This window comes from Chryseobacterium sp. UF-81 (assembly GCF_058245105.1).
In genome coordinates this window covers 140,278-154,594 of record NZ_JBSIBX010000011.1, presented here as the reverse complement: position 1 = coordinate 154,594, position 14,317 = coordinate 140,278, and the positions used below count along the sequence as shown (strand labels likewise).

Sequence of the window (14,317 nt, the reverse complement as noted above, 5' to 3'; positions counted from 1 at the left end):
AAACTTTCATCTTCCGGCACCCACCTTCCATCTTATTCATTAATAAGTCCGAAGATCTTAGCATCTACAAACTTTCCTTTTTCAAAAAAGTAATCACGGAGAGTTCCTTCATCTTTAAAGTTTAAAGATCGTAAAAGTTTTTCAGAAGCAATGTTTGAGGGATCTATGAATGCGTCTACCCGGTGCAGCCCCATGCTTTCGAAACCAAAAGTAAGAATAGACAGAATGGCTTCTTTCATATAAGATTTTCTCCAGAATTTCGGGTTAAGTTCATAACCGATCTCGGCTCTGAAGTGTTCCCGGTGCCAGTTGTGGTAACCGCAGGTTCCTATGACCTTTTGTTCGGATTTTAATTCCAGGGCCCATCGGTAGCCTTTTCCCTTTTCAAATTCACTATTAAAATGTTGGATGATGTTTCGGGCATCTTCCGGTATTTTAAAGGTCTCAAGGTCATAATATTCCATGACCTCTTGCAGAGAAAAATACTCAAAGAGATCTTCTGCATCATCAGGAGTAAGTTGTCTTAAAAGCAGTCTTTCAGTTTCCAGAACAGGATACATCATAGAATTTTTTTACTGAAAAATACAATAAATATTTTATTCTGGAATATATAATGCCATTTTTGATCCCCATAGCGAGATTAATTTTCATCACAATTTCCAACCCTGAATTTATTTTAATTAAATTTGGGGCTCATTTTTTATTATGGCAAAAACGAAGAAGGAAACCCCGTTAATGACACAGTATAATACCATCAAGGCTAAATACCCTGATGCACTGCTGTTGTTCAGGGTAGGAGACTTTTATGAAACATTTGGGCAGGATGCTGTAAGAACATCTCAGATCCTGGGCATTGTTCTTACCAAAAGAGCCAATGGAGAAGGGCATATAGAGTTGGCGGGATTTCCACACCATTCAGTAGACTCCTATCTTCCAAAATTGGTAAGGGCCGGAATGAGAGTTGCCATCTGTGATCAGCTGGAAGATCCGAAAATGGTCAAAGGAATTGTAAAAAGAGGCGTTACAGAACTTGTGACACCAGGAGTTACCTTCAACGACCAGGTATTAAATTCAAAAAAGAATAATTTCCTTCTTTCTCTGCATAAAGAAAAAGAGAAGTACGGAATTGCCATGGTAGATGTTTCTACCGGCGAGTTTTTGGTGAGCGAAGGAAATCTGGAAAAGATCCTGCATATCATCAATACTTTTGATCCCAGTGAAATTGTGTATCAAAGAAGTGTTCAGCTACCGGAACAGCTCAAAAATAAAAGTGCCTTTAAGCTTGAGGACTGGGCTTTCCAGTATAATTTTGCTTACGAAAAACTGACTTCCCATTTTAAAACGAATTCTTTAAAAGGTTTTGGTACAGAAAGTCTTCCACTGGCTATTACAGCAGCGGGAGCCATTTTCGCTTACCTGGTAGAAGATACACACCACAATCTGCTGGCCCATATCACAAAGCTTCAGATCATTCCACAGGAAGATTACCTGATGATGGACAACTTTACCCTGAGAAACCTTGAAATTGTTTATCCAAGCAATCCACAGGGAAAATCACTCCTGGATATTATTGATAAGACCTCTACCCCGATGGGTGGAAGGTTGTTGAGAAGAAGAATCATTCTTCCGTTAAAATCTGTGGAAGAGATTATGAGAAGACTTTCCCTGATTGATTTCCTGAATGAGCATGATCATCTGAAATATGAGATCTGCCAGCTGCTGAAATCCATCTCAGACCTGGACCGTCTGATGGGAAAACTGGCTGCAGAAAAGATATCCCCGAAAGAACTGGGCTATCTGCGCCAAAGTCTGATTAATATTCATCAGATCAAAGCATTGCTTCATCCGCATGCAGATGTTCTGGCCTGGCTGGATCCGTTGTTTGATATGGATGAACTGATCAAATTTCTACAGAATCATCTCAATGAAGAACTTCCTGTGAACATTTCCAAAGGAAATATTATTAAAGAAAGTATTTCGGAAGAGCTTGACCGGTTGAGAAACCTTCAAAGCAAAGGCCGCGGTTTTCTGGACGAAATGTGCCAGAGAGAAATAGAAAGAACAGGAATTTCCAGCCTTAAAATTGATTTTAATAATGTTTTCGGATATTATATAGAAGTAAGAAATGCCCACAAAGACAAAGTTCCCGCTGATTGGCTGAGAAAACAAACGCTTGTGAATGCAGAACGTTACATTACCGAAGAGCTGAAAGAATACGAAAGCCAGATCCTGGGAGCCGAAGAAAAAATAAGTATTCTGGAAAATGAGCTTTATAGAAATGTATGCTCTGAAACAATGGTCTATATGGACCAGATACAGGGGAATTCCAATATTATTGCACAGCTTGATGTTGCTGTAGGATTATCAGAACTTGCTGTTTCTGAAAGCTATACGAAACCGGTTCTTAACCAGGGCTATGCCATTGATTTAAAAGAAGCAAGGCACCCGATTATTGAAAATGCGCTTCCTTTGGGAGAAAAATACATTCCCAACGATATATTTTTAGACAAAGATTCCCAGCAGATCATCATGGTGACAGGTCCAAACATGGCCGGTAAGTCGGCAATTCTGCGCCAGACGGCTATTGTGTGTCTTCTGGCTCAAATTGGAAGTTTTGTTCCTGCAAAACATGCTGAAATTGGGATTCTGGATAAAATTTTTACAAGGGTAGGAGCGACGGATAATATTTCTGCAGGTGAATCTACTTTTATGGTAGAAATGAACGAAGCTGCGAATATTTTGAATAATATCTCAGAACGCAGCCTGATCCTTTTAGATGAGATCGGACGTGGAACATCTACTTATGATGGGGTTTCTATTGCGTGGGCTATTGCAGAATACCTTCACCAGCATCCTACGCAGGCGAAAACTTTATTTGCGACGCATTACCATGAGCTGAACGAAATGACCGTTAATTTTGAAAGAGTGAAAAACTTCCATGTTTCCATACAGGAAAATAAAGGAAATATCATTTTCTTAAGAAAACTGATTCCGGGAGGAAGTGAACACAGCTTCGGTATTCACGTGGCCAAACTTGCGGGAATGCCTGCAAAAGTGGTCAACAGGGCCAATGAGATCCTGAAGACCCTTGAAGCCAGCCGCACACAGAGTACGGGAACTTCCGAAAGCATCAAAAGGGTAACCGAAGAAAATATGCAGCTCTCTTTTTTCCAGCTGGATGATCCTGTTCTGGAAAACATACGTGAAGAACTCACGAAAATAGACATCAATACATTAACACCAATTGAAGCATTAATGAAGCTGAATTCGATAAAAAAAATGATTGGAGGTTAGCTTGAGTAGCCTTTTTGATCAATCTGTATCAATCTAAATATAAGGAAATGACCGGATAAATTCCGGTCATTCATATTTTTATTATAGCGATTAACAGCAGTATCCATCACTGCCTTTCGGTCCGATAATCATGAAATGACTGGGTACTCCTCTGAGTTTACACAGGCCTTCGGCACATGAAGCGCCTCCGTTGATCTCTTTCAGCTCTTTTTTTGTGAGTTTTCTGCTTTGGAAGGTTGATTTTTTCATATCAATTGTTTTGTAGTTGATTTAAATTCTTAACAACAGTATCCATCCTGAATACCATAAACGCCATACAATTCTACTCCGGTCTCCGGGTCAATACAGCTTACGACTCTGGGACATACAGGTCTAAGGCCTCCACTGATTTCTTTCAATTCTTTTTTTGAAAGCTTTCTGGGTTGAAGATTTGATTTTTTCATAATAATTTTAATTTGGTTGTAGCTAATTTACATTTTATTTTATATAATTCTATCAATGGTGATAAAAAAAATAAAAATCATTAACAAAGTTTAACAGATTGATACTTAGGAAAAGAAAAGCATTTACTAATTTTAAGCATGAAGAATTTATTAGCCATATTTATCCTTTTTGTAGCTTATGCTGCCATGGGTGCACAACAGACAGAAGTTTCCGTTATGAAATATGAAGACCTTGAAAAACGTATTCAGAAGGATAATGATAAGTTGCTGGTTGTCAATTTCTGGGCGACTACCTGTGCACCTTGTGTGAAAGAACTGCCGCATTTTATGGAGATCAATAATAAATTGAAAGATCAGCCAAACTTTAAAATGATTTTGGTTTCATTGGACAGGCTAGTGGATAAAGGAAGAGTATTGAAATTTATAAATAATAAAAATCTTACGGCAGAAGTAGTCCTGCTGGATGATATTAAAAGAATGAATACCTGGATCCCCAGGTTTGAAAAAGAATGGGACGGAAATATTCCGGTGACGATCTTCTATAAAAATGGAGAAAAAGTGCATTTCAATGATGGTGAAATGAGTAAGGAAGACCTGGAAAAGACCATCAATAACAATTTAAAATAAAAAATATCATATGAAAAATCTGAAAATTTTAATGGCTGCATGTATTACCGTGCTCGGACTTCTGAGTTTTTCAACAACAGGCAACAAAGCTGAGTTTTCTCAGCAAATATCTGCAAACACTTCTGTAAAAGGATATGAAGTCGGGGATGAGGCCGCTGATTTTAAGCTGAAGAATATTGATGGAAAAATGGTCTCTTTAATCGATTTTAAAAGTGCGAAAGGATTTATACTAGTATTTACCTGCAACCATTGCCCATACGCGAAAAAGTATGAAGAAAGGATCGTGGAGCTGGATAAAAAGTTCAAGGATCAGGGCTATCCGGTTATTGCCATTAATCCAAATGATCCCAATATACAGCCGGAAGATGGCTACAAGCAAATGATCGAAAGAGCAAAGCAGAAAGGCTTTACTTTTCCTTATCTTGTAGATGAAGGACAAAAGATATACCCACTTTACGGAGCCACAAAAACGCCTCATGTTTTTGTCCTTCAAAAAGAAAACGGGAAAAATATTGTAAAATATATCGGTGCCATCGACAACAATTATGAAAATCCGGACGATGTATCAGAATATTATGTTCAGGATGCTGTCAACGCTCTGATCAAAGGCGAGCCTGTGAAAATGACAAAAACAGTAGCTATAGGATGTACAATTAAAGTAAAGAAATAATATCTTTGCTTTACCATCTATACTGAATCGGTATTCCAAGAATACCGATTTTTTATCGCTAAAAATTGAATTCTGCTGCATTATTCAATAGGAGCGGGCTTTAGCCCGCTTAACTAATAATCAGTTAAAGGCTTTAGCCGAAATCTAAACACATGAAATTTAAATTCAGCCTTACCTATCTTCTTCTTACTATTGTTATCTTTCTTACAGAGGTCCTGATTGCTACAAAACTGGCGGATATTTTCTTTGTAAGAGCTTATCTTGGTGATGTGATCGTCGTTATGCTTGTTTACACATTTGCTAAAACCTTTGTCAAGATCAATGATGAAAAGCTTATCCTAGGGATTTTAATTTTTTCCTGTATTGTGGAATTTGCGCAATACTTCAATGTTGCAGAAAAACTAGGCTTCCGTCCTGGAAGCCTGATGTATATTGTAATTGGAAATTCTTTCTCCTGGATCGATATTCTGTGTTATATCGCGGGATGTGTGTTGCTCTGTATTTTTGTAAAACTAAATCCGGGAAAAAAGGAAAAGACTATTGCAGGCTGAATACCAAAGGCTGTCTCATGGTGCTCCGGACTTTTTTGCCATCCTGTTCAGCAGGAATCCATTGTGTTTTCACCATTTTCAGAGCTCTCAGAAACTCATCTTTCACCATTTTATATTCATAGGATTCTATTTTAATATCTGTCATATTTCCCTCTGCGTCTACAATAAAAATAGCAACAGCTTTTGCTCTCATGATTTCCGCTTTTACCAATCCGGAGGTCCGGAAATTCTTTAAAATTTCCTTTACAAATGCCTGATGCCCGCCAGGAAACGCAGCGGATTGACTTGGTTTGGACACCACATCTGCCGATGGTTTCGATACCGGAATGACCGTTGAATCTTTTTGCGCAGCTATAGAAGCCGTACAGAACAGAAGAATGAGAAGCAAATATTTTTTTATAGGATAAAAGTTATCTGCCAAAACTGTCATATTTATCTTCAGCATATTTTATAAAACGGTTAAGCAAAGCAACATTATCTTTTTCCATTGGCGAAAGTTCCTTGTCAACATTATTTGAAACAGGAATATACCAGTCCGTCTGCTCAAAGAAATATCTGTAGGTTTCCTTTTTGAAGGAATAACCATGTCTTGCAAAAACAGAATTTTTGATGATCTCAAGATCTATTTTCCGCAAGTTTTTAAGGTCTTTCTCAGTCAGTTTCTGCTTAGAAGCATTCAGGCTAAAAATAGCTTCGGAAGCCACTCTGTTTTTAGAGGTGGTATAGCTTTCCGTCTTTCCGGTTTCCTCATCCGTATATTTTTCCACAAAATCTTTAGGATTGGCCCAGTCAACCAGATCAGAATCCTTATCCAGCATGAAATTCGGATTGTATACAAACGCCTTTTTTGAAAGCTTAATGGTTTTTAAAGGCGATTTTACTGCAGCTTTATTAAAAGCATTCCACTTTCCGGTGATGCTGTCGCCACTTAATTTCACTTCAAACCTGCCGTCTGTTTTGTCATTTCCGGGCTCATCCAATACGAAAGATTTTGTACTTTCGTTAAAAATACCTCTGAAAGGACGCTGGTTTCCATTCACAATGCTCTGTCCGTAGACACTGTCTTTGGTTATCCTGTTGATCTTCAGAGAAATTCTCTTATTGACATAATCCTCATATTCCTCACCGTCTTCAGCAGTAATCATTTCCTTACCGGCAAAATCACCCATATAAATTCCGTAATATTCTTTATAAATCTCAGGAACTACTGCTGAATCCTTTTTGGCAATTACAGAATCTTTTTCTGTTCCGTTCATCTTTCCGTCCTTCTTACAGCTCAACAGGGAAACTGTCAGTAAGGAAGCAAGGGTGTAATTTAAAATTTTCATAGATGTTTTTTTGTTATTAGATATTCAATTAAAAGGATATTGGGGATCCAGCCCAGCCATGCAATGATCTGGTAGACATCCATAGGATTGGGATGGAATAAATATACGATAATAACTTTCCAGATCCGTAAAGTAAGGGCAGATAAACTAAGCGCAAAGCTTCGCCACATCCACTGCTTATGTTCTTTAAATCTTTTTTTTCTTGCCGATTGATAGGCTTTATATGTAGTAAACCACCAAAGGGACCCTAGAATAACGAACGAAATTTTAGATAAAAAGCCTCCGTTGGCAAAAAATCCCATATAAATTCCAGACGGAGCAGCAAGGATCAGAATTAAAAAAATATAGACTTTGCCAATATTTTTATGAAAGTTTCTAAGGCCAAAATCCTTTCGCAGGATAGCCAAAAATCCTGAAAGGAGCACAAAAATACTGGTATATACATGTGTATAGAAAAAGGAAAGATATTCCGGTCTGTCCTGAACTTCTGTCTGCTTGATCATCAGAAAGCTTACATTAGGATTGAACGGAATATATTCCAGTGTGATTTTAATCATCAACCAAAAGAAATATCCAAACCCTATGATGAGAAGGATTTTAAAAATGGAAAAAATATTTCTTTTAGCAGGGATCATTGTTCGTTATTCAAAGTTTAGAGTGAGAGGAAAACTATAATAGCTTCGAAGAATCTTTCCATTGGATTCCAGGGGCTTCAATTTGGGTTTCAAAGATTTTATAGCTCTTACTATTTCTTTATTGAAATCAGCATTGTCTCCGGTTACTAAGATATCTTCTATTTTACCTTTTGCATTAACTGTAATTTTTGCTTTCGAAGTGATGGTACCTGTCATACTATTGATCCCTTTTATTCGGTTCAGTTTTATTTTATCCGCAAGATCTTTTCGGAATTTCATCAGCCCCCCAGGGTATCGTAAAGTATCAGAGCCTTCTGAAATATTTTGAACAGAAGGTGTTTTTATAGTGTCAAGTGTTTGCGTATATGCTGTTATTGTACTTAAAAATAAGATGAATAATATTATTTTTTTCATCATGATAAATTATTTAAATGTTGTGCAATAAGCCATCCCTCACTCCAGCATGCCTGAAAATTGAAACCTCCCGTCACAGCATCAATATTTAAAACCTCTCCGGCGATGTGAAAATTCGGGAGCAGTTTTGAAGACATGTTTTTGAAGTTAATTTCCTTTAAATCAACACCTCCGGCAGTTACAAATTCGTCTTTAAAAGTAGATTTTCCGGTCACTTTCAATTTTTTTCTGCAAAGGTTTTCAAGGATCTTCTGCATTTCTTTAGCTGAAATATTGGAGACCTGTTTGTTAAGATCAACTTTTGAAACATCCAATATTTTCTGCCAGAACCGGTTGGTGATTTCAAAAATTTTTGCCTGTCCAATTGTCTTTTTCGGATTAGACTGTTTAAAGTTATGGAAACTTTCTTCAGCCTCATCCACAGATTTTGAAATAAAATTCACTTCAATTTCAAATTGATACTTTGCTTTTGCGAGACTTATGGCTTCCCATGCAGAAATTTTCAGTACCGCAGGCCCTGAAAGCCCCCAGTGCGTAATCAGCAAAGGGCCGCTTTCTTCCGTTTTTAGGGAAGGAATTGAAACCTCTGCATTCTCAAAGCTGGTTCCCGGAATATCCTGTAACAACTCATCTTTGATATTAAAGGTAAAAAGCGAAGGAACGAGATCCACAATCTTATGGCCCAGGTTTTCAACGATCTTCAAGGACTTCGGAGAACTTCCGGTTGTATAAATGATATAATCTGCCTCAAAATCGCCTAAACTTGTTTTTACCAGATATTTTTCATCCTGCTTTTCTATTTCTTTTACGGAACATTTTGTTTTAACCTCTACCTTTTTATTCTGAATTTCATTCTGGAAAGTATGGATAATGGTTTGTGAGGAATTGCTTTCCGGAAAAACGCGGTTATCATTCTCTATTTTTAAAGGAACGCTGCGCTGATCGAACCAATCCATGGTGTCTCCCGGCTGAAATTTGGTGAAAACACTTAGAAGTTCTTTATTTCCCCTTGGATAAAACTGAACCAGTTCCCTTGGATCAAAACAGGCATGCGTCACATTGCAGCGCCCGCCACCTGAAATTTTCACCTTCTGAAGTACATCCGAATTCTGTTCCAGGATGGTGATATTGTATTTTTTCTCGTCTAGATTCGATGCGCAGAAAAAGCCTGCCGCACCGCCTCCGATAATGATGATCTGTTTCATGTAATGGTAATCCTATGCTGAAGATTATTTTTTCAAAAGTACAATTTTTATAAACCATCTTATTTGAGTAATTTTGAAGATTATAATTTTTGAACTTTAAAGTTTAAATTATTAACCACAAAAGGCAGAAAAGCTTTTGTAACACTTAAGATTTATTGATAGAGTTTACAGAACACTTAAATTTTTGAAAATCTTTGATTTTCTTATGTAATCTTCTATATAGCATGCTTATCAGCTTAGTTTATTTTAAAATGTCAATATCTTGTGTGCCTTTTGTGGTTGAAAAATGGAAAGAACTTTATAGAGCATATTTAAAACTTATTTACATGATTTTTTACCACAAATTCGAAGTACGCTGGAGTGATCTTGATGCCAACAAGCACTTAGCCAATTCATCATATGTACAGTATTGTGCCCAGTCCAGAATGGCCTTTATGACCAAAGAAAAAATGGGCGTTACCCAGCTGAGCCGATGGGGAATCGGGCCCGTGATTCTTCATGAAAGATATTCTTTTTTCAAGGAGATCTACGCCGATCAGACGGTTATCGTAAGCCTTGAGATCGACGGATGTTCGGAAGATTCTTCAATCTACAGATTTCTCCATAAATTCTATACGCCGGACGGAGTGCACTGTGCGACTGCAGAGGCTACAGGAGTATGGATCGATATGATGCTGAGAAAAATGACGACGCCACCGGATGATGTGGTAGAAGCAATGAATAAATACAAAAGCCCTGAAACCATTGTAATGAGCAGGGAAGACTTCAAAAAGCTTCCTTTTAAGCCTGATAATGTGGATCCGGCAGAATTTAATTAATTCAAAGTTCACGGTTCAAAGTTGAATGTCATCTATACATTTTACCCTGGACATTAATACAAAAAATTATGTTTGAAGATAAATCACAGGAACTGACGCCAATCTCTAAATTAGGAGAATTTGGCCTTATAAAACATTTGACGCAATATTTTCCACTCTCCAATGAGTCATCTGAACTCGGAGTAGGAGATGACGGCGCAGTTATCAATCCTGAAAATAAAAGAGTTGTTCTTACAACGGACGTCCTTGCGGAAGGGGTTCATTTTAATTTGGGCTATGTTCCTTTAAAGCATTTAGGATACAAAGCTGTTGTGGTAAACCTCAGCGATATTGCAGCAATGAACGCCGTGCCTACACAGATTTTGGTTTCTATGGCCGTTTCCAGCCGTTTTCCGGTAGAAGCTCTGGAAGAAATTTATTCCGGAATTCAGGCTGCTTGTGCAAGATATAAAGTTGATCTTATTGGTGGAGATACCACAAGCTCAAATTCCGGACTTGTTATGAGCATCACGGCTGTCGGACTTGAAAGTGAAGAGAATATTGTAAAAAGAAGCGGGGCAAAACCGAACGACCTTCTGGTGGTAAGCGGAGATTTGGGTGGTGCCTATATGGGACTGCAGATTCTTGAAAGAGAGCATGCCGTTTTCCTTGCAAATCCTAATATGCAGCCGGAAATGGAAGGCTATGACTATATCCTTGAAAGACAGCTTAAACCCGAAGCGAGAACAGATGTAAAAATAATCCTGGAAGAACTGGATATCAAACCTACTTCAATGATCGATATTTCTGATGGTCTGGCTTCTGAGATTCTGCATCTTTCTGACCAGTCGAAAACCGGATTCAGACTGTATGAAGAAAAGATCCCGATGGACAGTCTTACGATTTCCACGGCTGACGAAATGAACCTTAACCCGGTAATGACTGCATTAAGCGGTGGTGAAGACTATGAACTCTTGTTCACCATTTCCCCAAATGATTTTGATAAAATTAAGAATCACCCTGATTTTACGATCATTGGTCATGCGGTAGACAATGAAGAAGGCAACTATATGGTTGCAAGAGGCTCCAACCAGCTTGTTCCCCTTACAGCACAGGGGTGGGATGCTTTTTTAAACAGCCAGCAAAAATAAATTAGAATTATTTTATTTGAATATTGTAGGAACCACAGCAAAAAGTACTGTGGTTTTTGTTTTTTTTCAAGGCATTATATTGTGTTTGAATGTTAATTAAAAAACATTTATCCTCCGAAAGAAAAATTTATAGTTCAGCCATGTAAAAGAGAACAGCCACTTAGACCTGAATTTATCATCACTGAACAGATTAGTCTGCAAAACCAGCAGGTTTTATCTCAGATAGGGAGAAGTACGATTTGTCAATTATCATGATGTTTTTCCGTTTGGTCATATCATTTGAGCACTTAATCAAGTAATTTTTGTGACCGTTCCTTAAAAGTCTCTCTTTGCATAAAATTTAAATTATGAAGAGAAATCTTTTGGCAGCTGCCTGCTGCCTGCTCGGATATTGGGTCAGTGCACAATCCGGAATATCGGGAGAGCTTAAGACTGAATATATCCCTTTTTCCAGGTACATCCGTCCCGAAGACAGTGTGAAAACCCATTCTAAAAGTGACTTTAAAAGAGCAGATCTTAATCTCAGCATTCCATTGTCCGTAAAAAAAGACAGCAGCGGCAAGGTGAAGGCCTGGTCACTTTTACTTAGCGGGTCATACGCAAAAATGGCCCACAAAGATTATGAAAAGCAGCTGTTTCCTGACCAGATGCTGAATGCACAAGCCGGAATCCAGCACATAAGACCATTAGGAAAAAAATGGAGCATGATGATGACCGCTACAGTAGGAGTGTACACCGATCTTGAGCAGATAAGTTCTGATGATATTCTCGGACAGGGAGGAATATTATTTATCAGACACTTCAATCCCAATCTGGCTTTGGGAGGAGGGCCTGTATTGACAACTGCCTTTGGAGTTCCTATGATATTACCGTGGATCTATTTCGACTGGAAAACCAATGGTAAGATTAAATTCAACATCAACTTCCCGGAAGGAATGGAGGCGGGTTACCTGTTTTCAGACAAATTTGCTTTAAAAGCTGTTGTAAACCTCAGCGGGATGACGGTAGAAAGAAATAAAGACGGAAAATCCATGTTGTTAGGGTACCAACAGATCACAGCCGGAATCAGGCCGGAACTCAAGCTGAATGACAAGCTAAGCCTTCGTCTTACAGGAGGAACAGCACTGCTGAGGAGTTTCAATGAGAACGACAGAAAGATCAAAAGTATCTTTAAAGACAAAAAAATGGATGACCCCAAGTTTGCCAGCACATTTTATGCAGCCGTATCACTGAGATGGAATTTGCCTTAAATTAAGATGGAAGATGGGAGCAGGAAGATGGAGCTGGCTATCCAACAGTTTTTCGCTTTTAGTCTATTGATTATTAGTGTCCTTTTAGATTCAAATGAAAAAGAAAATTATTTAATTTTCGACAGCAATAACTTCTCTCTCCCAGCTTCCCTCTTCCTTTCTATTTGCTAATAAGCTTCTTATACACTACCTGATTAAGCAGTTCCTCCTTTCGTGTACGGGAAATGGGAAGCTCGGTTTTATTGATGTAAAGACGTCCCCCTGAGATCATGTCGATGTGGGTGATGTTGATCAGGAAAGATTTGTGGATCCTGAAAAAATGTTCTGAAGGCAGCGATTCTTCAATAGCCTTCATGGTCTGGTGAATCACCAGGGATTTGTCTTTAAATTGCAGCTTGGTGTAGTTTTGCATACTTTCGACATACAGAATATCTACCCAGGACACTTTTATAAAGGTGTCAGACTGTCTGACATACAGAAAAGGATCGTCAAAAGGAGAATTCTTCTTCATCTTTTCAGAAACAATAAATTGCTGTTGCGCTTTATTTACCGCCTGATAGAAACGGTTAAAAGCAATGGGTTTCAGAAGATAATCTACAACCTGCAGGCGGTAGCCTTCCAGGGCATATTCGGAATAGGCTGTTGTAAGGATGCATAAAGGTGGATTTTCAAGCTGTTCCAGGAACTCAAGACCGCTTAAGTAAGGCATATTAATATCCAGAAAAAGAAGATCAATTTCTTTTTCCTTTACGATTGCATCGGCTTCCAGTGCTGTGGCGCAGGTGCCTTCAACGGATAAAAAGTCGATCTGGTCTGCCAGTTCTTTAAGGTGAAATCTGGCCAAAGGTTCATCATCGATGATCAGACATTTCATTTTAGGGATATTACTGCTCATTAGTGTCAGATAATTGTAAGGTTAGGGTTACTTTGTATATATTATCAGCTGCCGTAATCGTAAGTTCGTGGGCATTCGGATACTGTAATTTTAAACGCTTTTGCACATTTTGAAGGCCAATTCCGCCGGAACCGTCCTTCTTTTTATAAGTTGCCGGTTCTGAATAAGAGTTTTCAGCATAAAACAAAAGAAAACCGTCTTTTTCTATACAGGAAATCTTTACATAGCCCTTATGACCAGGCAGTCTGCAGACATATTTAAATGCATTCTCGATAAATGAAACCAGAAGGAGAGGAGCAATAAATGATCTGCTGTTTCCGATATTCCAGTCTGCATTTACTTCCAGCTCATTTCCCCATCTTAATTTCTCAACTTCTACCAGATTCTGCAGATGTTCAATATCCTTATCCAGCGGAACCAGGCTCTGGCTGCAGTGATAGAGCTGGTAACGGAGAATGTCTGAAAATTTGAGCAGCAGATAATCAGCAAGTTTTGTATCCGCTTTCATCAGAATATGAATATGATTCAGAATATTGAAAACCACATGAGGATTGATCTGATCCTGCAGCAGCTTGAGCTGATTTTCTAAATGAGCCTGCTGAAGAAGAATATGATCCCGTTCTATTTTTCCGTGCTCCTGGTAAAATTTGATCCCGCAGGTAGATCCGTTGATGAGAAATGAAGCGGGAAGGGCAAGATAGAATCCCTGCCATAAAAAAGGAAGATGATCAATAAAATGATCAGGAAGCTGATTTTTTGAGTTGATCTCAATATATGTAAAGATCAGGGAATAAATAAAGCTTAATAAAAGTACAGATCCTGTGACATGGATCAGAAATAACTTCATCTTTTTCGACCGTAAGGCTTTTGGAAGAAGCTTTGTCGTAAGAAAATGAGTCAGAAAAAATGAGGTAATGACCAGAGCAATAGTCTGATAGATGGAAGAAGCCTTTTCAGAAGTAGCCTGTAAATTAATATATACTGCTGCTGCAAATACAAGCCAGAAAATGATAATAAAAATATATTCTCTTAAAATAAATGGTTTGGTCATGGAGAA

General features: G+C 38.2%; 17 protein-coding genes. 7 read left to right on the top strand and 10 right to left on the bottom strand.

The window, feature by feature from the left end; translation table 11 throughout:
• Nucleotides 1-32: 32 nt before the first annotated feature.
• Nucleotides 33-563, bottom strand: coding sequence for a GNAT family N-acetyltransferase (locus AC4IFE_RS15630; RefSeq protein ID WP_490758071.1), 531 nt, complete (start codon nucleotides 561-563; stop codon nucleotides 33-35).
• Between the two features lie 142 nt (nucleotides 564-705).
• On the opposite strand from AC4IFE_RS15630, the gene mutS reads away from it, so the two are divergent.
• On the top strand, nucleotides 706-3,294 hold the full coding sequence (mutS, locus tag AC4IFE_RS15625; RefSeq protein WP_490758070.1) for a DNA mismatch repair protein MutS: 2,589 nt from the start codon (nucleotides 706-708) through the stop codon (nucleotides 3,292-3,294).
• Nucleotides 3,295-3,384: 90 nt separating this feature from the next.
• Here the strand turns inward: mutS and AC4IFE_RS15620 are convergent, their stop codons facing one another.
• On the bottom strand, nucleotides 3,385-3,543 hold the full coding sequence (locus AC4IFE_RS15620) for a bacteriocin (protein WP_490758069.1): 159 nt from the start codon (nucleotides 3,541-3,543) through the stop codon (nucleotides 3,385-3,387).
• A gap of 29 nt (nucleotides 3,544-3,572) precedes the next feature.
• On the bottom strand, nucleotides 3,573-3,737 hold the full coding sequence (locus tag AC4IFE_RS15615; protein WP_490758068.1) for a bacteriocin: 165 nt from the start codon (nucleotides 3,735-3,737) through the stop codon (nucleotides 3,573-3,575).
• 138 nt (nucleotides 3,738-3,875) lie between these two features.
• Here AC4IFE_RS15615 and AC4IFE_RS15610 point away from each other — a divergent pair, with 138 nt between their 5' ends.
• From AC4IFE_RS15610 to AC4IFE_RS15600, 3 genes are all read left to right on the top strand, one after another.
• Nucleotides 3,876-4,364: a TlpA family protein disulfide reductase gene (locus AC4IFE_RS15610; RefSeq protein WP_490758067.1), complete on the top strand. Its 489-nt coding sequence runs from the start codon at nucleotides 3,876-3,878 to the stop codon at nucleotides 4,362-4,364.
• Between the two features lie 10 nt (nucleotides 4,365-4,374).
• On the top strand, nucleotides 4,375-5,034 hold the full coding sequence (locus tag AC4IFE_RS15605) for a thioredoxin family protein (RefSeq protein ID WP_490758066.1): 660 nt from the start codon (nucleotides 4,375-4,377) through the stop codon (nucleotides 5,032-5,034).
• A 152-nt stretch (nucleotides 5,035-5,186) separates the two neighbouring features.
• On the top strand, nucleotides 5,187-5,585 hold the full coding sequence (locus AC4IFE_RS15600) for a ribosomal maturation YjgA family protein (RefSeq protein ID WP_490758065.1): 399 nt from the start codon (nucleotides 5,187-5,189) through the stop codon (nucleotides 5,583-5,585).
• Here AC4IFE_RS15600 and AC4IFE_RS15595 read toward each other — a convergent pair.
• Genes AC4IFE_RS15595 through AC4IFE_RS15575 form a run of 5 tightly spaced genes read right to left on the bottom strand, consistent with a single transcriptional unit; the run spans nucleotide 5,572 to nucleotide 9,167 of the window.
• Nucleotides 5,572-6,030, bottom strand: coding sequence for an energy transducer TonB (locus AC4IFE_RS15595; protein WP_490758064.1), 459 nt, complete (start codon nucleotides 6,028-6,030; stop codon nucleotides 5,572-5,574). The two genes, AC4IFE_RS15600 and AC4IFE_RS15595, sit on opposite strands and share 14 nt — an antisense overlap.
• A complete protein-coding gene (locus AC4IFE_RS15590; RefSeq protein ID WP_490758063.1) occupies nucleotides 5,996-6,913 on the bottom strand; it encodes a YARHG domain-containing protein in 918 nt (305 codons plus the stop codon). The genes AC4IFE_RS15595 and AC4IFE_RS15590 overlap by 35 nt, the downstream gene beginning before the upstream one ends.
• Nucleotides 6,910-7,548 (bottom strand): DUF2306 domain-containing protein, encoded by a 639-nt coding sequence (locus tag AC4IFE_RS15585; RefSeq protein WP_490758062.1) that lies wholly within the window; start codon nucleotides 7,546-7,548, stop codon nucleotides 6,910-6,912. The genes AC4IFE_RS15590 and AC4IFE_RS15585 overlap by 4 nt, the downstream gene beginning before the upstream one ends.
• 6 nt (nucleotides 7,549-7,554) lie before the next feature.
• Entirely contained in the window at nucleotides 7,555-7,965 is a 411-nt protein-coding gene (locus AC4IFE_RS15580; protein WP_490758061.1) for an energy transducer TonB, read from the bottom strand.
• Nucleotides 7,962-9,167 (bottom strand): BaiN/RdsA family NAD(P)/FAD-dependent oxidoreductase, encoded by a 1,206-nt coding sequence (locus tag AC4IFE_RS15575; RefSeq protein WP_490758060.1) that lies wholly within the window; start codon nucleotides 9,165-9,167, stop codon nucleotides 7,962-7,964. The genes AC4IFE_RS15580 and AC4IFE_RS15575 overlap by 4 nt, the downstream gene beginning before the upstream one ends.
• A gap of 326 nt (nucleotides 9,168-9,493) precedes the next feature.
• Between AC4IFE_RS15575 and AC4IFE_RS15570 the strand changes: the two genes are divergently transcribed.
• From AC4IFE_RS15570 to AC4IFE_RS15560, 3 genes are all read left to right on the top strand, one after another.
• A complete protein-coding gene (locus AC4IFE_RS15570; RefSeq protein WP_490758059.1) occupies nucleotides 9,494-9,985 on the top strand; it encodes an acyl-CoA thioesterase in 492 nt (163 codons plus the stop codon).
• A gap of 68 nt (nucleotides 9,986-10,053) precedes the next feature.
• Nucleotides 10,054-11,115 (top strand): thiamine-phosphate kinase, encoded by a 1,062-nt coding sequence (gene thiL, locus AC4IFE_RS15565; protein ID WP_490758058.1) that lies wholly within the window; start codon nucleotides 10,054-10,056, stop codon nucleotides 11,113-11,115.
• Between the two features lie 347 nt (nucleotides 11,116-11,462).
• Nucleotides 11,463-12,365 carry a DUF6268 family outer membrane beta-barrel protein gene (locus tag AC4IFE_RS15560; protein WP_490758057.1) on the top strand — a complete coding sequence of 301 codons (903 nt, stop codon included), beginning with the start codon at nucleotides 11,463-11,465 and terminating at the stop codon, nucleotides 12,363-12,365.
• A 160-nt stretch (nucleotides 12,366-12,525) separates the two neighbouring features.
• On the opposite strand, the gene AC4IFE_RS15555 is transcribed toward AC4IFE_RS15560, so the two are convergent.
• On the bottom strand, nucleotides 12,526-13,260 hold the full coding sequence (locus AC4IFE_RS15555; RefSeq protein WP_490758056.1) for a LytR/AlgR family response regulator transcription factor: 735 nt from the start codon (nucleotides 13,258-13,260) through the stop codon (nucleotides 12,526-12,528).
• The gene (locus AC4IFE_RS15550) at nucleotides 13,250-14,311 is read right to left on the bottom strand and encodes a sensor histidine kinase (protein WP_490758055.1); all 1,062 of its coding nucleotides are present in this window, start codon (nucleotides 14,309-14,311) and stop codon (nucleotides 13,250-13,252) included. The genes AC4IFE_RS15555 and AC4IFE_RS15550 overlap by 11 nt, the downstream gene beginning before the upstream one ends.
• Nucleotides 14,312-14,317 lie beyond the last annotated feature (6 nt).